The organism is Flavobacterium branchiarum (genome assembly GCF_030409845.1).
Taxonomy (GTDB): Bacteria; Bacteroidota; Bacteroidia; order Flavobacteriales; family Flavobacteriaceae; genus Flavobacterium; species Flavobacterium branchiarum.
The window spans coordinates 631528-655318 of sequence record NZ_JAUFQQ010000005.1 but is presented as its reverse complement, the minus strand read 5'-3'; the positions used below and the strand labels follow the sequence as shown (position 1 = coordinate 655318).

General features: G+C 34.9%; 7 protein-coding genes, 2 tRNA genes and 3 rRNA genes. 11 read left to right on the top strand and 1 reads right to left on the bottom strand.

The features are described 5' to 3' along the window. Positions 1–221: 221 nt before the first annotated feature. From QWY99_RS14775 to QWY99_RS14735, 9 genes are all read left to right on the top strand, one after another. A complete protein-coding gene (locus QWY99_RS14775) occupies positions 222–905 on the top strand; it encodes a DUF4294 domain-containing protein (protein WP_290266363.1) in 684 nt (227 codons plus the stop codon). Positions 906–1094: 189 nt separating this feature from the next. Then, a complete protein-coding gene (locus QWY99_RS14770; protein ID WP_290266362.1) occupies positions 1095–3377 on the top strand; it encodes a LamG-like jellyroll fold domain-containing protein in 2283 nt (760 codons plus the stop codon). Positions 3378–3741: 364 nt separating this feature from the next. After that, positions 3742–10626 (top strand): S8 family serine peptidase, encoded by a 6885-nt coding sequence (locus QWY99_RS14765; RefSeq protein ID WP_290266361.1) that lies wholly within the window; start codon positions 3742–3744, stop codon positions 10624–10626. An 855-nt stretch (positions 10627–11481) separates the two neighbouring features. Further along, positions 11482–12995, top strand: a 16S ribosomal RNA gene (locus QWY99_RS14760). A gap of 120 nt (positions 12996–13115) precedes the next feature. Continuing rightward, positions 13116–13189, top strand: a tRNA-Ile gene (locus QWY99_RS14755). An 88-nt stretch (positions 13190–13277) separates the two neighbouring features. After that, a tRNA-Ala gene (locus tag QWY99_RS14750) sits at positions 13278–13351 on the top strand. A 201-nt stretch (positions 13352–13552) separates the two neighbouring features. Continuing rightward, a 23S ribosomal RNA gene (locus QWY99_RS14745) occupies positions 13553–16438 on the top strand. A gap of 153 nt (positions 16439–16591) precedes the next feature. Then, positions 16592–16701: ribosomal RNA gene (gene rrf, locus QWY99_RS14740) — 5S ribosomal RNA — on the top strand. Together the 16S, 23S and 5S rRNA genes with 2 tRNA genes alongside form the textbook arrangement of a ribosomal RNA operon. 205 nt (positions 16702–16906) lie before the next feature. Next, positions 16907–18511 (top strand): Na+/H+ antiporter, encoded by a 1605-nt coding sequence (locus tag QWY99_RS14735; protein ID WP_290266360.1) that lies wholly within the window; start codon positions 16907–16909, stop codon positions 18509–18511. A 190-nt stretch (positions 18512–18701) separates the two neighbouring features. Here the strand turns inward: QWY99_RS14735 and QWY99_RS14730 are convergent, their stop codons facing one another. Next, entirely contained in the window at positions 18702–20291 is a 1590-nt protein-coding gene (locus tag QWY99_RS14730) for a peptide chain release factor 3 (RefSeq protein WP_290266359.1), read from the bottom strand. 876 nt (positions 20292–21167) lie between these two features. Between QWY99_RS14730 and QWY99_RS14725 the strand changes: the two genes are divergently transcribed. Together QWY99_RS14725 and QWY99_RS14720 are read left to right on the top strand one after the other, a co-directional pair. Beyond that, positions 21168–22598 carry a peptidylprolyl isomerase gene (locus QWY99_RS14725; RefSeq protein ID WP_290266358.1) on the top strand — a complete coding sequence of 477 codons (1431 nt, stop codon included), beginning with the start codon at positions 21168–21170 and terminating at the stop codon, positions 22596–22598. Positions 22599–22677: 79 nt separating this feature from the next. Beyond that, positions 22678–23631 carry an AAA family ATPase gene (locus QWY99_RS14720; RefSeq protein WP_290266357.1) on the top strand — a complete coding sequence of 318 codons (954 nt, stop codon included), beginning with the start codon at positions 22678–22680 and terminating at the stop codon, positions 23629–23631. Positions 23632–23791 lie beyond the last annotated feature (160 nt).

The window sequence follows — 23791 nt, the reverse complement described above, 5'->3', positions numbered from 1 at the left end:
TAAACTTTGTACTGTCGTGATTTTAGCTGTTTATTAAATAATTGCAAGTATCTATATTTGGAAGCATCTATATAGCGAGTAATTATTAGGTAGTATTAAATTTGAAATACATGTTTAAGTTATAGAAAAACAGATATTTAGAATATATTATTTCTAATTTATAAATTTGGTATTACAATTGTATATATAATGTATAATTTTACATTCAAATTAATAACTCAATGAAGTTTAGAACCTATTTATTTTGCTTTTTTTTAGTCTCTTTTATTGGTCATTCCCAAATCGAAAAAAATAATCCTTTGCAAATGGGGTATGTATTGACCGAAAAGGATTCTATTTTAAATGATACAATTCAATTGCCTGAGATTATTATTTCAAAGGAAAAGCTAGATCCTGAAGCGCAAAAGCAGTTTTTAATTCTACAAAATAGAGTTTATAAAACGTATCCATTTGCCAGATTAGCTTCGGATAGGTTAGTGGCACTTAATAAAGGAATGGCTCGTTTATCTTCAAATAGAGAAAAAAAGAAATACTTTAAAATTGTAGAGGACTATCTTAATAATGAGTTTGAAGGCAAACTGAAGAAGTTATCTCGTAAACAAGGTCAAATATTAGTCAAGCTAATTCACAGACAAACAGGAACTACGACATTTGAGCTGGTAAAAACTTTAAAAAGTGGATGGAAAGCCTTTTGGGCAAACACAACGGCCAATGTTTTTGATATTAGTCTAAAAACTGAATACGCTCCGTATGAAGTTAATGAAGACTATTTAATAGAAACTATTCTACTACGTGCCTTTGAATCAGGTAGACTGCAATATCAAGCACCAGCTCATCCAGTAGATTATAATGATCTTAGCGAACGTTGGCAAGAAAAAGCGAAAGAATTGAAGCAGAAAAAATAAAAAAACTTCTAGTAAAAATACTAATAAGACCTGTCAAAATTTATTTGGCAGGTCTTTTTTTATGGGTATTTTTTAATTATTCGTTTGATTTTATCTTTTTATTTGTAAAATCTGAGAATAAAACTTATTAAATGATTTTTTATAAATTACAATTTGTAAGTTTAATCTTTAAATTAAATACATTTTAAAATGAAGAGAAATTTACTTAACCTAATTGTAATGTTTTTGACTATTTTGGGATGGTCCCAAAATAGTTCTGAGGCTGATTCTATTATTACTATAAATGAAAATAAAATTTCAACTAAAACAGATTTAAATGTTCCAGGAGAATATGGCACTGAAGTATATAATCAATTAGCAGGTGACACAGACGCAATAAATGATTCTAAATCAATTACAATAAAAGATATTCCTAATCATACTACAAATGTAATGGGAACTTTTGATGGATTAGATGACTTTATGTTGATTGATCATAATTCAGCTTTGAATCTGACCAATAATTATACATTCGAAGCATGGGTTAATCAGGAAGAATCCACTGGTTTTGGAGGGATTATTGATAAAGGTTCGGTTCAGCTTTTTATACATAACAAAACAAACTTAACATCTTATAATGAAAATAGTTTAGTACTTTCAATAGCTACCGCAAAGGGGGCGTATGTTATAAACACAAAAAAGAATTCAATTAAGCAAAATAGTTGGCATCATATAGTTTATAGAGTAAGTACAACTAATATTTATAAAATATATATAGATGGAGTTTCAGTTCCTTTTACGACTACTGGAACTGCTGGAGCAGCGACATCAAATGTAACTTCTCCTGCTTATATAGGTAATAATCCTGTGTTAACAGGTGGTTTAAAAGGTGCTATCGATGAAATACGTATTTGGACAGGAGTTCGTAGTCAAGCAGTAATAAAAGCTAATGCAATGACTAAATATATTGGAAATGAATTGAAGTTAAAAGCTTATTATCCCTTTTCAGAAGGAGATAATAAGTATGTTCATGATTATTCAATAAATGATAATACGGCTGTTGTGACAAATGCTGATACAGATGGTATAGGAGAGGATAAATTTTGGAATGTTCCTGTTTTATTGCAAAAAATTGAATTTGTAAATCAACTTTCATCATCATATGACGCAACTACCAAAACGTATACAATTCTATTAAAGAAAGGAACAGATATAACTACTGCTGTTGCTAAATTCTCCTTAAATATGCAAAGCATTGCAAAAATAAACAGTGTAACTCAAAAAAGTGGTAATACAAAAAATGACTATACCAACCCCGTCACCTTTACTGTAGAAGGAGTAGGTTTTAATACTGGAATTATAGAGGCTTATACGTTAAATATTATAGGTAATTTAAATACAAAAAGTAAGTTGCTATCTTATGATTTTAAAACGGCATCTAATCCTGAGTTAACAGAGGATATAAATGCAAAAATTGTTGGCAATACGGGGACTATAAAGTTATCATATGAAGTTAATCTATCAAATTTAATTGCAGATTTTACAGTTTCACCAGGTGCGGAACTATATATTGATGGTTTACAACAATTAAATTCGAAAACTAATTCGTTTGATTATGCAGAGAGTTTTCAGGTAACTGTAATTTCAGAAGATAAGTTATCTCAAACCAACTATACCATAATTTTAGATACAAAGCCCCTAGAACCATTAGATACAAAAAGTTCTGAAACAAATATTATAGCATATTCGGTTGTAAATCAGTTAGGCACAAGTGTAATAAATCAGGATTTAAAGACAATACAAGTGTTTGTTGACAACAATGCCAATTTAAGCGCATTAATTCCAAGTTTTCAAATATCGGATTTTGCAACCTTACGTATGGGTACTCATGTTCAAAACAGTGGTGTCACAACATTGAATTATATTCTACCTGTAGTATATAATGTAACGGCACAAAATGGTACAATCGAAAATTGGACAGTAATAATTGAGAAGGTCAAACCAATAATTACTCTTGTAGGAAATTCTGTTGTTTATTTAAATAAAGGATGTCCATATTTTGAAGCTGGCTACACTACCAAAGATAATTTAGATGTAGATATAAGCACAGAAGTATTAATTTCAGGTACAGTTGATGTTGACGTACCAGGCGAGTATACCTTGAGCTATAGTATAAAAGATGCATTAAATAAGGATCCTTTAGTAACTCGTACAATAAAAGTATTAACATCTGTATGCGCTCTAAGTATAAATAAAAATGAAATTAAAGGATTTGTTGTTTATCCAAATCCCGTAAAAGATGGAAAACTTTACATAGAAGCAGCATCGACTAATATAAAGAATGTTATGATATTTGATTTAACAGGTAAAATGGTTTTTAGAATTGAAACCGAACACAAAGAGTTGAATATTCTGAGGCTTTCCGCTGGTGCTTATATAATCAAGGTAGAACAAGATGGGAATACATATACCAAAAAACTGCTTATTGAATAAAAGCATTATATAATTTGATTTATTCACTAGAGGCTACTTCACGGTAGTCTCTTTTTTTGTACCTATGGAGTAGAAAATTCACTTTTTTATAATTACTAATAAATGATAGCGATTTAACAATATTGAGATGTTATAGTGAATATTAATTTTGTTACGAATATTTTTAGTTTTATTGTTATAAGAAATGTTTTTTTTTATTCCGTTGTGAAGTGCTGATATTGTTAGTTTTTTTAGATTTTAGTGTTTTTTTGTGAGTTTATTTAACATAAAAGATTCAATAAAAACATTTTTTTTGCTTTTTTTTTGTAGGTTTACCCTTGATTAAGAGGTCTGTAAAGAAAAATAATAATTAAATTTTTTATAAATGGAAAAAAAAATACTAAGCTTAATTATGGTGCTTTTTATTGTTTTAGGATGGGCACAGAATGCTTCTGAGAAGGATTATTCTGTTTCTATAAATGGAAATAAAATCTCAACTACAGCAAATTTTAAGCAGCAAGTTAAAGAGATTAAAAACAGTACTAGCAAAAAGCAAATTCCTAAAAGGGAATATACTTTGGTACAGTTTACAAAAATGCCTTCGATACAGGAACAGCAAAAATTAAAAAAACAAGGAGTAAATTTGCTTAGCTATTTATCTAATAATGCTTATTATGTAGCAATTGATTCTGAGTTTTATAGCAAAGGGGCTGCTTCTGATAATATAAGAGCGATAATTACAATTGATCCAAAATATAAATTAGATCAAATGCTTGCAAACAGCGTTATTCCTGATTACGCTTTAGAAGGAAACAATATTAAAGTTGTAATCAGTTATTTTAAAGGAGTTAATCCAAATGATATTTCAAAGGATTTAACAAATATATTTGTTAAGGGAATCAAAATCGAAGAACCGTTTAGTCAAATTTATTTGCAGGTTTCTAAAGAGAAATTAGATGAAATTGCAAAATTTAATTGGGTTCAAAACATAGATTTGATTCCTCCACCGGTTGAAAGTGATAACAAACCAGGGGTAACTTCGCATAAAGCAAACGTATTAGGATCTACTATTCCAGGATTAGGGTATGGACTAACAGGAAAAGGAGTCAAAGTTGGTATTTGGGATGGAAATCTAGAAGAACACAAAGATCACACAGGTAGAGTAACCATCAAAGAATATGAATCAAATTCATCACACGGAGAACATGTGTCTGGAACTATCGGAGGAGCAGGGTTATTAGACCCAATAGCAAAAGGGATGGCGCCAGAGGTGAAGATGTATGGCTGGAATTTTAATACTCAGTCCAATGGTTTATCTGTAGCAAGTGAAAGATTAAAATCAATTGCAGAAGATGGAATCGAAATCACATCGAATTCTTACGGAATACTTATCAGTTCTGGTTATAATACTTATAGATATAACGGGAATGATTATGGAGATGATTATGTTACGGCAATGAATCCTTATCTTTTAAATATATACTCTAATGGAAATGCGCAAACGGCAAATCTACCAAGCGGATTTAATACTTCTACAAAAAATTCAAAAAACTCATTACATGTTGCTGCTAATGATCCAAATGATTTAATTAGTAATTATAGTAGTTTTGGACCTACAATTGATGGTCGTTTAGTACCTCAAATCGCTGCAGTTGGTACCGATGTGTATTCATTAGATTATAGTAATTCGTACCAAGTAATGAGTGGAACCTCTATGGCTACACCAGGAACTACAGGAACGGTAGCCTTACTATATGAAAGGTATAAAAATATTTATGGTGAAAAACCATTGGCTTCATTAATGAAAGCTTTGGTTACTAACACAGCAAAAGATGTAGGTAATCCGGGTCCTGATTATAAATATGGTTTTGGAAATTTAAATGGCTTAAGAGCAGTTAAAGTTTTAGATAAAAAAATGTTCTATACAGGTACTGTTTCAAACGGAGCGTCTGTAGAAAAACAAATTACAGTTCCTGCAGGATTGGTTTCTTTAAAAGTAATGCTTGCATATTCAGATCTTCCTGGAACACTAGGGGCAGGTTTAATTCAGGTTAATGATTTAGATATTAAGGTGGTAAAGGATGGGGTGACTATTCTGCCATGGGTTTTAAATCCAACAACTCCAGGTGCAAATGCAGTAAGAGGTGTGGATACTAAGAATAATATAGAACAAGTAACTTTAGATAATCCAGCACCAGGAACTTACAAAATCATTGTTACAGGTACAGAAATTCCGTTAGATAGCCAAGAATTTTCAGTTGTATATGATTTTGTAGCTCCAGAATTAATCCTTACCTATCCTATGGGAGGAGAAAAATTTAATCCAGACACAACCGAATATATTCGTTGGGATTATGAAGGGGAACCTAAAACGTTTACTGTCGAATATTCTGTAGATGGTGGAATTAATTACGCAACAATTGCAAAAGATGTACCAGCAACTGCAAGAAATTTTGAGTGGAAAGTTCCTTCTAGTATAGTAGCAAATGCTAAGATAAGAGTAAGTGCGGGTTCGAAAGTTTCCACTTCAAAAGAAATATTTAACATTATTGCTGAGCCTAAAAATTTAGTTATTGCACCTTCAGTATGTGGTACATCATCTTATAAAATGGATTGGGATCCTATTGTTGGAGCAAAATACGAGGTTTTAAAATTGAATGGATATAAATTTGATGTTGTAGCTACGGTTACAGATCCTACTTATACATTTAATAATCTAACAGTAAGCGAGGATAATTGGTTCTCTGTTCGTACAGTAGATATTGCTACAGGAATAGTTTCAGAACGAGTTAGAGCTGTAAATGTAGAGCCAGTTTCTCAGCCTGTTTTAAATGCTTTAAGCTTGCCATTTGTTGAGGATTTTAATAATAGAAAAGCAACTAATTATGTTTTCTCTAAAGGATCAACAGGAGATATTAAATACGAGTATATCAATGCACAATTATTGGATGGTGTAAAAATGCAAGGATCAAATGCTGTAGCTGTATCTCCTTGGGTTGCAAGCACTGAGACAAATGCATTTATTAATAATTTGGATTATATTAAAAAGGTTTCTTTTTGCGATATAGATGCGACAAGTCTTACGGGTAAGAATATCAAAATGACATTTAATTTATTATGGAATAGTGTTGGCTCAGTTAATAAAAACTTTTTTAGAGTTTTGGTAAACGGAAGCCCAATAAGTAGTCATTTAAATAAAAGTGTATATGGCGGAACACAATTAACTGGTAATGCAGAATTGACATATGATTTATCTGCTTATGCGGGTACAACGTTTAGCGTTGTATTTGAAGCTGTAAGCGATAATGATGTAATTATAGCAAATAATGATTATGTTTTCAATTCAGTTTCTATTGATAATATTAATTTCTTTGAAGCTTCGGGAACTGATTTAAAATTAACTTCTTTAATTCCAAATGCTGGATTTACAGCAACTGAGGTAGTAAAAATTAAAGTTTTTAATAATTCACCAGTGGCTATAAGTGATATACCTGTTTCTTATAAAATTAATGGAGGTGCAGAAGTAATTGAGACAATTGCTGGGCCAGTTAATCCGTTAAGTGAGATATCTTATGATTTTGTACAAACAGCAAATTTCTTAACCCTAGGTAAATATACCGTAGTAGCTAATGTAAATTATACAGGAGATCAAGTAACGGAGAATAATACAATGACTAAAGTTGTTTATAATTCAGGTACCGATGTTTTGATGGGATCGGTTGCGAGTATAACGACTTGTTCATCAGTATTTACAGATTCAGGTACACGTTATGATAACTATGGAGACGGGGTTACTCAAACGATAACATTTATTCCTTTAACAGCTGGTAATAGTATAAATGTGAACTTTAGCAATTTTGATCTTGAGGCTGATTATGATTTTATGTACGTTTACAATGGTGCAAACACAAGCGCTCCATTATTAGGAAAGTATACAGGAAATACTTTACCTCCATCATTGACTTCTACCGCCGCTGGTGGGGAATTAACATTTAGGTTTGTTTCTGATGAAGCTGTAAATGAAAAAGGTTGGATTGCAGATATTACTTGTGTTGCAAAACCAGTTGTAAATGACGTAAGTGTAGTTGCTATTGTAAAACCAGAGATTATCGGGAAAAAATCAAATGAAAGTATTGTCTCTATTAGAGTTAGTAATTTAGGGTCAGTTGCATTGATAGATTACCCTGTGTTTTATCAAGTGAATGAGGGAGAGAAAGTTACAGGCGTTGTACCTTCTATTCCTGGTAATGGAACTGTAAATTTTACTTTCCCTACCAAAGCAGATTTATCTATTGTTGGAAAAAAGTATGTCATTAAAAGTGGTACTGATATGACTGATAATAGCATTGAAAAAACGGTCTATAATGATAATGAATTGCCAACACATACTAATACTAATGGATATGCAATTTCTAAATTTAAATGGGATGAGTTTGTAAATACTTCTGGTACTACCCCTTATTCGGATTTTAAGAATTTAAAAATCCCAGTATATGCAGGATTTACTTATCAGCCCGAGGCAACGATTACGATAACAGGAGTTCCACTTGCAAAAGATATATCAGCAACAAACGTAGGTGTTTTTACAATGATTGTTATTGATTTAAATGGCGATGGTGACTTAACAGACGAGTTTTATGCAGGTAATTTCTGGATAAATACTGTAGCAACATCACCTTCTCCGGCAATTAAGTCAACATTAAGTGCACATTATTTCAGAAATAATTTAACGTTGACAGGAGGATTAACAATTCCTGCTAATACGGCACCAGGTGAAAAATTAATGAGAGTGATACAAATGTATCGTTCACCAAATGAATATTATAATGTGAACCTTGGACCTACATTTGATGGGGTAACAACTTCAAATAATAATTTTGAAATAGAAGAATACACGATTGATGTATTGCCGTTTACAGCTATTAATGCAAGTGTAGAGAAAATCGTAGCGCCCATTAAGCCAGGTAATAAGCCAGTTACTGTAACGGCTGTGATACGTAATCTATCCAATGTTCCAATCTCAAATTTTCCAATAGCATATAAAGTTAATGGAGAAAATGAGGTAGTGCAAAATGTTGTAGGGCCTATCGCAGCCTCAGGAACAGCTACGGTTTCATTTGTAACCAAAGCAGATTTAAGTGCTCTTGGGGATTATGTAGTTGATGTGTATACTAAATTAGTAGGTGATACAGATCCTGCAAATGATCTAAAATCGGTAACATTAACACATGTTCAAAATAGTGCTACAAATGTAGTAGGAACATTTGACGGGATAGATGATTTTGTAAAGAGTGATGTTACTCCAGCTTTAAATATTAGTAACAATTATACATTCGAAGCATGGATTAACCAAAAGGAATCAGGTATTTATGGGAGAATTTTAGATAAAGGTACTATATCAGTATTTGTGCATAATGCTAATCAGTTAGGTACTTACAAAGAAAATAGCTTAGTGCTTTCTATAGCCACAGCGACGGGATTTTATTATATAAACACACTAACTAATTCTATTAAGCAGAATACTTGGCATCATATCGCTTTTACTGTGAGTATAACCAATGTTTATACTGTTTATATAGATGGGGTTTCAGTTCCATTTACAAGCACTGGTGTAGCCGGGCCTGCGAGTACAAATGCCACATCGCCTGCATATATAGGTAATAATGCTGGTTTGGCACGAGGTTTTAATGGTAATATAGATGAAGTTCGTATTTGGACAGGTGTTCGTAGTCAGCTGACGATTAGAGCAAATGCATTGACAAAGTATCCAGTAGACGTACCAAGTTTACTAGCTTATTATCCATTTTCTGAAGGAAATAAGCAATTTGTTTTTGATGGCTCATTAAATGATAATACAGGAGTAGTAACAAATGCAGATACAGATGGTATAGGGGAAGGCAAATTCTGGAACGTTCCAGTTTTGTTACAAAAAATTGATTTTGTTGATCAGATTTCATCGTCTTATGATAAAGCAACAAGAACCTTTACGGTCCTATTAAAAGATGGGGCTGATATAACTAAAGCAGTTGCTAATTTCACCGTAGGTATGCAAAGTGTAGTAATAATAAAAGAAAATATGCAAATGAGTGGAGTTACACCTAATGACTATACAACCCCGCTTATTTTAACGGTCGAAGGAGTTGGGTTTAACACTGGAATTACAGAAAGGTACACTATAAAAATGGCTGTTGGTTTAAATAAGGAAAGCAAATTGATTTCTTATGATTTTAAAACAGCTTCTAATCCTGGGTTAACTCAAGAAATTAATACAGATATAGTAGGTCATAATGTTACTAAAACAGTACCGTTTGGAGTTGATGTATCAAATCTAATTGCAGACTTTACTGTTTCGCTAGGGGCAGAATTACATATAGATGGAGAAAAACAATTAAACTCAAAATCGGTTAATTCAGATTACAAAGATAGTTTCTTTGTAACAGTAATTTCTGAGGATAAGCTTTCAAAAACTAATTATACAGTAACGTTGAATGCTAGTAACTCCGAAGCAAGTCTTCTATCGTACTCAGTAGCAAACCAAGTAGGGGTAACTGTAATAGATCCAGTTTCAAAAACTGTAAGAGTGTACGTTAACAATGATGCTAATTTAAGTGCATTGATTCCAAATTTTCAAGTATCTAGTTTTGCAACATTGCGTATAGGTACCTATATACAAAATAGCGGAGTTACTATACTAAACTACACTTTGCCTGTATTATATAATGTAATGGCGCAAAATGGAACTATCGAAAATTGGACAGTTATAATTGAGAGAGCTAAACCTACAATTACTCTTACTGGTAATACACTAGTTTCTTTGGATAAAGGATGTCCATATGTAGAAGCTGGTTATGTTGCCAAAGATAATTTAGATGTAGACATTTCTTCAGAAGTATTGGTTTCAGGAATAGTTGACGTTAATACACCAGGGCAATACATTTTGATTTATACTGCCAAAGATGCATTGCAAAATACATCTGTAGCAATTCGTACAATAAATGTATCGTCAACAGTTTGTACGTTAGGTATAGATACAAATGAAATTGATGGGTTTGTCATTTATCCAAATCCTGTAAAAGACGGAAAGGTATATGTGCAAACAACATCTCCTAGTCCTAAGAATATTGTAATAGCTGATATGGCTGGAAAAATAGTTTTCACAACCAAAACAGAACATAAAGAATTAGATATTCGTAAACTGCCAACAGGAGTTTATATTATAAAAGTTGAGCAAGAAGGTAAAACAGCTACTCAAAAGCTTATTGTCGAATAATAACATTACATAATTTAGTTAATCCAAAAGTGGCTACCATATAAGGTAGCCACTTTTTTTTGATACCTATATATTGGAGGCGCTAATCAAAAGAAGCGATCATACCGATTTCCAGGAGCTTTTACCTGCTATGCGCTTCAATCTTGTCCTTTTTAAAGAAAAAAGGGCAAGGATTTCCGCTTCTATCAGGGCTAGGAGGGGTAAAATAGAGGATAAACGACATATTTAACGACAATATAATAAGCTTTGCGTCTTTGCGTCTTTGCGAGAATCCCACTAAAAATGGGCATCACCAAGAAACAGCTACCGAAAATACTCACGAAACGCAAAACACTCAAATATTAAAATCAATGCAATCAGTGTATTAAGAAATATTCTAAAAATAAACGCAAAAACACAAGCGGAAAGTATTGTTTATCTAGAAAAAGGTGGTAGTTTTGCACCCGCAACAAACAAGACGTTCACTGAAATACTGACAGGCAAATAATCAAAATTAGAAACGAAAGTTTTAAAAATAAAGATTAAAAAAAGCTTGTGAGTTTGGAAAACGAAAGTTACATTTGCACCCCGCAAAAGAAGCGAAGTTCCTTGAAATACTGCTAAGATAAGAAGTGAAATTAGAAATAAAAATTTCTAAAAAAAACTTCAAAAATATCTTGCCAGTTAAAAAGGAGTTCATTACTTTTGCACCCGCTTTGAGAAACAAGCGACACAAAAGTAAAGAGAAAGTTCTTAGACATATTGAATTGACAGCCGTTTCGAAAGAGATTTCGAAACAAATAATAAAGAGTAATAGAATCGCAAGATTTGAATATAACCGATAGCATCTTAGTCGCAATATAATATAAAAAATATACGATGAAGAGTTTGATCCTGGCTCAGGATGAACGCTAGCGGCAGGCTTAACACATGCAAGTCGAGGGGTATGCTTCTTCGGGAGCAGAGACCGGCGCACGGGTGCGTAACGCGTATGCAATCTACCTTTTACAGAGGGATAGCCCAGAGAAATTTGGATTAATACCTCATAGCATTGCAGAATGGCATCATTCAGCAATTAAAGTCACAACGGTAAAAGATGAGCATGCGTCCCATTAGCTAGTTGGTAAGGTAACGGCTTACCAAGGCTACGATGGGTAGGGGTCCTGAGAGGGAGATCCCCCACACTGGTACTGAGACACGGACCAGACTCCTACGGGAGGCAGCAGTGAGGAATATTGGACAATGGGCGCAAGCCTGATCCAGCCATGCCGCGTGCAGGATGACGGTCCTATGGATTGTAAACTGCTTTTATACAGGAAGAAACCCTGGTTCGTGAACCAGCTTGACGGTACTGTAAGAATAAGGATCGGCTAACTCCGTGCCAGCAGCCGCGGTAATACGGAGGATCCAAGCGTTATCCGGAATCATTGGGTTTAAAGGGTCCGTAGGCGGTTTAGTAAGTCAGTGGTGAAAGCCCATCGCTCAACGGTGGAACGGCCATTGATACTGCTAAACTTGAATTATTAGGAAGTAACTAGAATATGTAGTGTAGCGGTGAAATGCTTAGAGATTACATGGAATACCAATTGCGAAGGCAGGTTACTACTAATTGATTGACGCTGATGGACGAAAGCGTGGGTAGCGAACAGGATTAGATACCCTGGTAGTCCACGCCGTAAACGATGGATACTAGCTGTTGGGAGCAATCTCAGTGGCTAAGCGAAAGTGATAAGTATCCCACCTGGGGAGTACGTTCGCAAGAATGAAACTCAAAGGAATTGACGGGGGCCCGCACAAGCGGTGGAGCATGTGGTTTAATTCGATGATACGCGAGGAACCTTACCAAGGCTTAAATGTAGTTTGACCGATTTGGAAACAGATTTTTCGCAAGACAAATTACAAGGTGCTGCATGGTTGTCGTCAGCTCGTGCCGTGAGGTGTCAGGTTAAGTCCTATAACGAGCGCAACCCCTGTTGTTAGTTGCCAGCGAGTCATGTCGGGAACTCTAACAAGACTGCCAGTGCAAACTGTGAGGAAGGTGGGGATGACGTCAAATCATCACGGCCCTTACGCCTTGGGCTACACACGTGCTACAATGGCCGGTACAGAGAGCAGCCACTGGGCGACCAGGAGCGAATCTATAAAACCGGTCACAGTTCGGATCGGAGTCTGCAACTCGACTCCGTGAAGCTGGAATCGCTAGTAATCGGATATCAGCCATGATCCGGTGAATACGTTCCCGGGCCTTGTACACACCGCCCGTCAAGCCATGGAAGCTGGGGGTGCCTGAAGTCGGTGACCGCAAGGAGCTGCCTAGGGTAAAACTGGTAACTAGGGCTAAGTCGTAACAAGGTAGCCGTACCGGAAGGTGCGGCTGGAACACCTCCTTTCTAGAGCCTTAGTGTTAGCTTTATGCACGCTAGGGAAAGAAGACGAAAGATACTAAAGGTTCATCTCTAAAGATTATATTACTCTGCTGTTAGTTCAAATAATAAATTTAAGTAAAACAGAGTCTCGTAGCTCAGCTGGTTAGAGTACTACACTGATAATGTAGGGGTCGGCAGTTCGAGTCTGCCCGGGACTACTATTTAAAACTTAAATAAAAGGAAATTTTAGAAGTTGAGCATTTATGAGTGAATTCATAACTCATAATTCATCATCATTTTAAAAATGGGGGATTAGCTCAGCTGGCTAGAGCGCCTGCCTTGCACGCAGGAGGTCAACGGTTCGACTCCGTTATTCTCCACTATCTTTAAGAAGATAGAATATAGAAAAAAAGAATATAGATTAAGTCTATACTCTAATCTCTATTTTCTTTATTCTAAAAAGAAAAAGTTCATTGACATATTGAGATAAGAAAATAATAAAAAGTAGAAAGCGTTTTTATTGAGTAGTAATACAAAAGATAAAAACAAAAAAAAACGGTCATATTAAATTATGATTGGTACAATAAGCAAAATAAGGGCGTATGGGGGATGCCTTGGCTCTCAGAGGCGATGAAAGGCGTGATAAGCTGCGAAAAGCTACGGGGATCGGCACACACGAATTGATCCGTAGATACCTGAATGGGGCAACCCACTATGTTGAAGACATAGTACACCGATAGGTGGGCAAACCCGCTGAACTGAAACATCTAAGTAGGCGGAGGAGAAGAAAACAAAAGTGATTCCGTAAGTAGTGGCGAGCGAACGCGGATTAGCCCAAACCAACCATGTTACGGCATGATTGGGGTTGTAGGACCACGAGATTTCTTGCACAAAGAATTAGAATCTACTGGAAAGTAGAACCATAGAGGGTGATAGTCCCGTATAGGTAATGAGTGTAAAGGATAGTGGTATCCTGAGTAGGGCGGGGCACGTGAAACCCTGTCTGAATTTGGCGGGACCATCCGCTAAGGCTAAATACTCCTGAGAGACCGATAGTGAACCAGTACCGTGAGGGAAAGGTGAAAAGAACCGTGAATAACGGAGTGAAATAGATCCTGAAACCATACGCTTACAAGCGGTCGGAGCCCTTTCGTGGGGTGACGGCGTGCCTTTTGCATAATGAGCCTACGAGTTAACGTTGCTGGCAAGGATAAGTGGTTAAGCCATGGATCCGTAGCGAAAGCGAGTCTGAATAGGGCGCTTTAGTCAGTAGTGTTAGACGCGAAACCGTGTGATCTACCCATGGGCAGGTTGAAGCTGTGGTAACACACAGTGGAGGACCGAACCGGTTGACGTTGAAAAGTCTTCGGATGACCTGTGGGTAGGGGTGAAAGGCCAATCAAACTCGGAAATAGCTCGTACTCCCCGAAATGCATTTAGGTGCAGCGTTGTGCATAAAGTTATATAGAGGTAGAGCTACTGATTGGATGCGGGGGCTTCACCGCCTACCAATTCCTGACAAACTCCGAATGCTATATAATGTTTCACAACAGTGAGGGCTTGGGTGCTAAGGTCCAAGTCCGAGAGGGAAAGAACCCAGACCATCAGCTAAGGTCCCCAAATATATGTTAAGTTGAAAGAACGAGGTTTGTCTGCCCAGACAGCTAGGATGTTGGCTTGGAAGCAGCCATTCATTTAAAGAGTGCGTAACAGCTCACTAGTCGAGCGGACGAGCATGGATAATAATCGGGCATAAACATATTACCGAAGCTATGGATTTACAGCTATGCTGTAAGTGGTAGGGGAGCATTCTAACAGGGTTGAAGGTGTATCGTAAGGTATGCTGGACTGGTTAGAAAAGAAAATGTAGGCATAAGTAACGATAATGCGGGCGAGAAACCCGCACACCGAAAAACTAAGGTTTCCACAGCTATGCTAATCAGCTGTGGGTTAGTCTGGTCCTAAGGCGAACCCGAAAGGGACAGTCGATGGCTAACGGGTTAATATTCCCGTACTACTAATTACTGTGATGGGGTGACGGAGTGATGAAAGCGCCGCGAACTGACGGAATAGTTCGTTGAAGTACCTACCTATAAGCTGTGCAGGCAAATCCACACGGCTTGGGGAAATACGATAGTACTCGGAGACTTCGGTTGAAGAGATAGTGCGCCTAAGGGCTTCCAAGAAAAACCTCTAAACTTCAGGTAATTAGTACCAGTACCGTAAACCGACACAGGTAGTTGAGGAGAGAATCCTAAGGTGCTCGAGAGATTCATGGCTAAGGAATTAGGCAAAATAGACCTGTAACTTCGGGAGAAAGGTCGCCAGCAGCAATGCTGGCCGCAGTGAAGAGGTCCAGGCGACTGTTTATCAAAAACACAGGGCTCTGCAAAATCGTAAGATGAAGTATAGGGCCTGACACCTGCCCGGTGCTGGAAGGTTAAGAGGAGATGTTATCTTCGGAGAAGCATTGAATTGAAGCCCCAGTAAACGGCGGCCGTAACTATAACGGTCCTAAGGTAGCGAAATTCCTTGTCGGGTAAGTTCCGACCTGCACGAATGGTGTAACGATCTGGACACTGTCTCAGCCATGAGCTCGGTGAAATTGTAGTAGCGGTGAAGATGCCGCTTACCCGCAGTGGGACGAAAAGACCCTGTGCACCTTTACTATAGCTTAGTATTGACCTTGGATAAATGATGTGTAGGATAGGTTGGAGACTGTGAAGTGGCGTCGCTAGGCGTTGTGGAGTCATTGTTGAAATACAACCCTTTGTTTATCTGAGGCCTAACCCCGTGATTGCGGGGGACATTGCTTGGTGGGTAGTTTGACTGGGGTGGTCGCCTCCAAAAGAGTAACGGAGGCTTCTAAAGGTTCCCTCAGTACGCTTGGTAACCGTGCGTAGAGTGCAATGGCATAAGGGAGCTTGACTGAGAGACATACAGGTCGATCAGGTACGAAAGTAGAGCATAGTGATCCGGTGGTTCCGCATGGAAGGGCCATCGCTCAAAGGATAAAAGGTACGCCGGGGATAACAGGCTGATCTCCCCCAAGAGCTCATATCGACGGGGGGGTTTGGCACCTCGATGTCGGCTCGTCACATCCTGGGGCTGGAGAAGGTCCCAAGGGTTGGGCTGTTCGCCCATTAAAGTGGCACGCGAGCTGGGTTCAGAACGTCGTGAGACAGTTCGGTCTCTATCTACTGTGGGCGCAAGAAATTTGAGTGGATCTGATTCTAGTACGAGAGGACCGAATTGGACAAACCTCTAGTGTATCTGTTGTTCCGCCAGGAGCACCGCAGAGTAGCTACGTTTGGAAGGGATAAGCGCTGAAAGCATATAAGCGCGAAACCCACCACAAGATGAGATTTCTTTTAAGGATCGTGGGAGATGACCACGTTGATAGGCTATAGATGTAAAGGCAGTAATGTCATAGTCGAGTAGTACTAATAATCCGTAAGCTTATGTACACCTTTTCCCCACACTACGGTGTGGGGGAGAAACTTTCTAAATAAATTATATTTTTTTTTATCTCAGTGTGTTAAGATATTGTTCACTTGATAATTAATAATCAACAATTAATAATTAACAATTGATAAGTTGTCCAAAGCAACTAACGACCTTAAGGTGGTTATTGCGGCGGGGCTCACCTCTTCCCATCCCGAACAGAGTAGTTAAGCCCGCCTGCGCAGATGGTACTGCAGTTATGTGGGAGAGTATGTCGTCGCCTTTCTTTAAAACCCTGTTTCTAACGAAACAGGGTTTTTTTTTTGACCAATTTTGTCCTTCTGAGGTACGAAAAATCAAAACGATCGTTTCAAAAGCATGGAATTGTTTAATAATTCTTATAAATCTCATCTGCTGCATAAAATTTATTATTTTTATAGGACTAGTGTTTTTTTTGGATTTTTATCAAAGTTTGTCAAAGCAATATAAATATGATACATCAAAATATACTCCTTATTATCACATTATTTTTCGCGATGGCTCTTTTATATGTATTGAGTCAAAAGTTAAAAATTTCATATCCAATTTTTTTAGTAATTGGTGGTTTGGTTATTTCTTTTATACCTGGTGCTCCTGATATTAGTCTTGATCCAGATATGGTTTTTTTATTGTTTCTCCCTCCATTACTTTTTGAGGCCGCATGGAATACATCTTGGAATAACTTCTGGAAATGGAAAAGATCGGTTTTGCTCATGGGTTTTGGTCTCGTTTTCTTTACTTCGATTGCAATTGCCTTTTTTTCAACTACTATAATACCTGGATTTACTTTAGCTTTAGGATTTTTATTAGGAGGAATCATTTCTCCGCCAGATGCTGTGGCAGCAACCTCTGTTTTGAAAGATTTAAAGATTCCTAGACGTGGACTCACTATTTTAGAAGGAGAAAGTTTAGTAAATGATGCTGCTTCTCTTACAGTGTTTAGATTTGCACTTCTTTCAATACTTACAGGTCAATTTGGTATACAAACAGCTACTAAATTTTTTGTTGTATCTTCAGTGATGGGGGTTTTTGTAGGACTTGTTATTGCTCATTTATTATATCTCATTTTGCGTTATTGGGCTAAGTCATCCAGAATAACGACTCCTATAACTATTATAGCTCCCTACCTAATGTATATGATGGCAGAGCAATTTCATTATTCTGGTGTTTTAGCTGTAGTAAGTGGTGGTTTATTTATGTCTTTTCGTTCTAAGGATTTTTTAAATTATCATACACGAATACAAACTGCGGATGTTTGGGAAACATTAACATTCTTACTTAATGGATTTGTATTTATTCTTATTGGGTTAGAACTTCCAGCTATTGTAGAGGGACTTGGTGATTACTCTCTCAAAGAAGCAATGCAATATGGTATAATTATAGCTGTTATCGTTATTATAGTGCGTATTATTTTGGTTTATGCAGTAGAATTTCTGCCTAGATTAATCAGCGCTAGAATTCGAAATAATGAAGCAAGCCCTAAACTAAAGTTGCCTTTTATTATTGGATGGGCTGGTATGCGGGGAATAGTTTCCTTGGCTTCTGCACTTGCAATACCGCTAACACTTGATAATGGCGAAGAATTTCCACACCGTAATCTTATTTTATTTATAACCTTCGTAGTGATTTTAGTTACTCTTGTATTTCAGGGGCTCACGTTACCACTTTTTGTTAAATTTATGAAAGTAGAAGAGGTTGATTATTATGTTCCCGCTGAGGAACAAATTGAAGATATCAGATATCAATTAGCTTCAAGTTCTTTAGAATATTTAGATAAACACTATCAAAAAGAAATGGAAAAATATGAAAGTATTGCAAGAATAAAAGAGCAGATTAAAAGAACTATGCTTATTACAGAACATTATAGGACTCAAGAGAATACAAGAAATGAAATTGGGTCGGTTCGTAAAATATATACTAAAATCATGCTTGATTTGATTAATTTGCGCAGAGCTTATCTCCATAAATTAAGTAAGGAAAAGAAATATGATGATTATGTAATTCGTGATATGGTAAATAATCTTGATCTTGAAGAAGCACGTTTAAACAAAAAATAATACTGGAAATACTGTTGTTGAATTAGGTAATGTATTCAAAGAAGTTTTGTGCTAAAAGGAATGAATGAGTATAACCAATTTATAATAGTTAAATTAGATAGGTATTAAAGTTTCTTTTTATTATTTATTTAGGGTATGAGATTAAATGTAAAAACGCCAATTTTTAAATTGGCGTTTTGTTTTGATACCTTTATTCAAATTCAGAAGTGAAGAATAATTTCACGCTTGGATATTTGTTTTGAGTCATTTGTATTGTAAAGTCTGAATCAGCTAAAAATACTAATTGACCGTATTTATCTTTTGCTAAGAATTTTTGTTTAATACGTTTAAATTCTTTGAATTCATCATTTTTGGCATCGTCAGGTTTAACCCAGCACGCTTTATGAACAGGGAAATTTTCATACGTACATTTTGCACCGTATTCATGTTCCAAACGGTATTGAATTACCTCATATTGAAGGGCTCCTACAGTTCCGATAACTTTACGGTTATTCATTTCTAACGTGAACAATTGCGCAACACCTTCGTCCATTAATTGGTCTACTCCTTTGTCTAATTGCTTAGCTTTCATAGGATCGGCATTATTAATGTATCTAAAGTGCTCAGGAGAGAAACTTGGAATTCCTTTAAAGCTCATTATTTCACCTTCAGTTAATGTATCTCCAATTTTAAAGTTTCCTGTATCATGTAGACCAACAATATCACCTGGATATGAAATATCTACAATTTCTTTCTTCTCTGCAAAGAATGCATTTGGACTTGAAAATTTTAAATTCTTTTTCTGACGTACATGGTAATACGGTTTATTTCTTTCAAAAGTACCAGAAACGATTTTTATAAAAGCCAAACGGTCTCTGTGTTTAGGGTCCATATTGGCATGTATTTTAAATACAAAACCAGTCATTTTTTCTTCGGTTGGATCAACCAAACGTGTTTCAGATTCTTTTGGTCTTGGAGAAGGAGCAATTGTAACAAAACAATCTAATAATTCACGTACTCCAAAGTTATTTAAGGCCGAACCGAAAAATACAGGTTGTAATTTTCCGTCTAAATAATCTTGACGATCAAATTTAGGATATACTTCGTCTATTAATTCTAATTCTTCACGTAGCCTATCAGCAGGTTTTTGACCAATTATTTTTTCTAGTTCAGGATTTTGTACATCAGAAAAAGCGATAGTTTCCTCAATGTTTTTACGACTGTCTCCACTAAATAAATTGATGTTTTGTTCCCAAAGGTTATAGATTCCTTGAAAATCATATCCCATTCCGATAGGAAAACTTAATGGAGTAACAGTTAAGCCTAATTTTTGCTCAACTTCATCCATTAAATCGAATGCATCTTTACCTTCACGATCTAATTTGTTGATGAAAACAATAATCGGAATTTTACGCATTCTACATACAGCAACTAATTTCTCAGTTTGTTCCTCAACCCCTTTAGCAACGTCAATTACTACAATTACGCTATCTACGGCTGTTAAAGTTCTGAAAGTATCTTCGGCAAAATCCTTGTGACCAGGAGTATCAAGGATGTTGATTTTTTTATCTTTATAATTAAAGGCCAAAACAGATGTAGAAACCGAAATTCCTCTCTGACGTTCGATTTCCATGAAATCACTCGTAGCTCCTTTTTTTATTTTATTGTTTTTTACTGCACCTGCTTCCTGAATAGCACCACCAAATAACAAAAGTTTTTCCGTTAATGTTGTTTTTCCAGCATCGGGATGCGAGATAATTCCAAATGTTCTTCTACGTTGTATTTCTTTTAAAAAGCTCATATTTTAATATCAATAGTTTGCAAAAGTACTATTTATTACGGCTTAAAAAAAATAGTAGCTTCAATTTTAAGTTCGTTTATACTAGATAATTTATTGTAATTATTGACTTATTTATGGATTGATTAAGAAATAGCTCGCTTATTTAAAGAAACCAATTTCTTTGTTTTGAGTTTAAAGTCTCAAGTTTCTATTTTTTTTTTTTTTTTTTTTTTGGAAAATAATTATATCACACCTAAATATCCTTTTTGTAGAACATTGAATTTAGATTTGCTTGTTTCAATTTTAGATTCTGTATTTTCATTTGAACTGTAAGAATAAAAAAGAGTTGTTAGAGGGATAAATAAATAAAGCTTTGTGATTTGTGTTTTTAAAATTATTATTTGTTGGGTATTTGTTTAAAATATTTAGATTATTTATATATTTTTGGCGCAAAAAATAGTAATAACATATCGAATATAAACGTAAACTTGTTTGCGTAGCGTTTTGCAAAGTGTTGTTCTAAAGTTTATACTTTACAGGACATTGAGAATTTTTTATTATTTACCTGAATTTGATTGTATTATGTTTTGTTTTTGATGGAATTTTTTACTTTTTAGAAAAAAAACGTAAGCGCTATTCTGGAAAGTTTTAAATATTTGGGCAGGGTCAATTCTCAGATATAATTTTTTGTTAATAGTAATGAGGAAACTTGTATTATGTGATTGAATTGTTATTTTTGTTGGTTATAAGATAATTAAGCAATGTTTGTTAGATTTGTAAAGATTTTATTTTCTGAACATTTAAAATATATATTGAAATAAGCGGTTTACTATATTTGTGACCGGATAATGCTAAAAATAAATAAAGCTACTTTACATTAAATTAAATTTTTAAATAATGCTATTAAAAAAATTACGAATAAAAACAATCAATTGTCAATTTATATTAACAGTGAGTTTTTTGCTTCTTTTCAATTCGCTAACTAGAGCGCAAGAAATTATTAAAGATGTTGTTGCAGTAAAACCAGTTGAAGTTAAAAGTAATCAAAAACCAAAAATTGATGGTATTATCGCTACAGTTGGTGATTATATTATTTTAGATTCAGATATCGACAAAAGTTATTTAGAAATTAGTAGTCAAGGAGGATCAGTAAAAGATATTTCTAGATGTCAAATGCTAGGAAAACTTTTAGAAGATAAGTTATACGCACATCAGGCTATTCAAGATAGTATTATTGTAAGTGATGCTGAGATAAAAGGTATCATGGAAGATAAATTAGGTATCATGTTGCAACAAGTAGGTGATATTAATAAAGTTGTACAGTACTACAAGAAGAATTCGATTGAGGAATTTAAGACTTATTTTTCTGAAATCTTAAAAGAGCAAAAGTTAGCTTCAGAGATGCAGAAAAAAATTATTGATGGAGTAGAGATTACGCCAGAGGAGGTTCGTAATTTCTTTAAAAAGATACCTAAGGATGATTTGCCAACTTTTGGAGCAGAAATGGAAGTAGCACAAATTGTTGTAGAGCCTAAAGTTTCTAAAGAAGATAAGCAAAAAGTAATTGATAGACTAAATAGCATCAAAAAGGATGTAGAAGAAGGAGCTAGTTTTGCAACTAAAGCAGTTTTGTATTCTCAAGACCCAGGTTCTAGTTCAAGTGGTGGTTATTATAAAATGAATAGAAAAACTGCTTTCGTAAAAGAATTTAAGGATGTAGCTTTTAGTCTTCAAGAAGGTGAAGTTTCAGCTCCTTTTGAAACGATTTATGGTTTTCATATCATAAAAGTTGATAAAATAAAAGGGCAAGAAGTGGAGTTGCGACATATCTTAATTGCTCCAGTAGTTTCTGAAGACGCTTTAAAAGAAGCAAAAGAAAGAATTACTGCAATTAGAGAAAAAATAGTAGCTAAGAAAGTTACTTTTGCAGAAGCTGCAAGAGCAGATTCAGATGAAAAAGAAACACGTGCAAATGGTGGTGCCTTAATTAACCCAAATACACAAGATACGCGTTTTGAATTAACAAAAATGGATCCTACTTTATACACTCAGGTTTCTAACCTAAAAGATGATGAAGTTTCGCAACCAATTTTGAATACAGATGATAAAGGTAAAAAAACATACAAGATCATTACTGTAACAAATAGAATTGAAGAGCACGTTGCTGATTATGGTAAGGATTATATCAAGATTAAAGACTTAGCTTTAAAAGAAAAACAGATCAATGCTATTGCGAAATGGTTTGATGAAAAAATTAAAGAAACTTATATTAAAATAATTGGTGAGTACAGAGATTGTTCTTTTACTAATAATTGGTTGAAAAAATAATTTTTATAAAATAAATAAAAAGAGTTAGTTTTATGGATTCATAAAGCTAGCTCTTTTTAATTTTAAATACATTCATAAGATGTCTGATGTAACAGTAATTCATAACTTAGTAAAAAAACGTAATGAATTAAAAACTGAAATCGCAAAAATAATTGTAGGTCAGGATGATGTTGTAGATCAAATTTTGATTTGCATTTTTTCTGGTGGACATGCTCTTTTAATAGGGGTGCCAGGATTGGCAAAAACATTATTGATTAATACACTTTCGCAGGCTTTAGGGCTTGACTTTAAGAGAATTCAATTTACTCCAGATTTGATGCCATCTGATATATTAGGAAGTGAAATTCTTGATGAAAACAGGCGATTCAAGTTTATTAAAGGACCTGTTTTTTCGAATATTATTTTGGCTGATGAGATTAATAGAACGCCACCTAAAACCCAAGCTGCTTTGTTAGAAGCTATGCAAGAACGTTCGGTAACTATTGCAGGAGAGAATCATAAATTAGATTTACCCTATTTCGTATTAGCTACACAAAACCCGATTGAGCAAGAAGGAACGTATCCTTTGCCAGAAGCTCAATTAGATCGTTTTATGTTTGCTATAAAATTAGAGTATCCTAGTTTTGAAGAAGAAGTGCAAGTTGTTAAGCGTACTACTTCAGATAATACAAGCGTGATTAATCCATTATTTACAGCTCAGGAAATTATTGATTTTCAGCACTTAATTCGTAGGATTCCTGTTGCAGATAATGTTATAGAATATGCCGTAACTTTGGTTAGTAAAACTCGTCCAGATAATAGTTTGACAAATGATTTTGTTAGAAATTATTTAGATTGGGGAGCGGGGCCAAGAGCATCACAAAATTTAATTCTGGCAGCCAAAGCACATGCGGCTTTTAATGGTAAATTTTCTCCAGATATAGAAGATGTAAAAGCGGTAGCAACTGGAATTTTGAGACATCGAATTATTAAAAATTATAAGGCCGATGCCGAAGGAATTACAGAAGAAATTATAATTCAAAAACTAATATAACGTTATAAAATAGTTTATTTAGAAAGGTTCTTTGCTTAAAACATAGCATAGAACCTTTTTTTTGTAATAACGAATTTCGACTTTGTCAAAGAAAGGATTTTATATTATTAATAATTTAATATTTTGACGTAAAATTGAAATTTTGCTAAATTTTAGCAAA

What these genes read in the sequence shown, in the direction of transcription:
- QWY99_RS14775 (WP_290266363.1), top strand. Translation starts at nt 222, where the DNA reads ATGAAGTTTAGAACCTATTTATTTTGCTTTTTTTTAGTCTCTTTTATT.
- QWY99_RS14770 (WP_290266362.1), top strand. Translation starts at nt 1,095, where the DNA reads ATGAAGAGAAATTTACTTAACCTAATTGTAATGTTTTTGACTATTTTG.
- QWY99_RS14765 (WP_290266361.1), top strand. Translation starts at nt 3,742, where the DNA reads ATGGAAAAAAAAATACTAAGCTTAATTATGGTGCTTTTTATTGTTTTA.
- QWY99_RS14735 (WP_290266360.1), top strand. Translation starts at nt 16,907, where the DNA reads ATGATACATCAAAATATACTCCTTATTATCACATTATTTTTCGCGATG.
- QWY99_RS14730 (WP_290266359.1), bottom strand. Translation starts at nt 20,291, where the DNA reads ATGAGCTTTTTAAAAGAAATACAACGTAGAAGAACATTTGGAATTATC.
- QWY99_RS14725 (WP_290266358.1), top strand. Translation starts at nt 21,168, where the DNA reads ATGCTATTAAAAAAATTACGAATAAAAACAATCAATTGTCAATTTATA.
- QWY99_RS14720 (WP_290266357.1), top strand. Translation starts at nt 22,678, where the DNA reads ATGTCTGATGTAACAGTAATTCATAACTTAGTAAAAAAACGTAATGAA.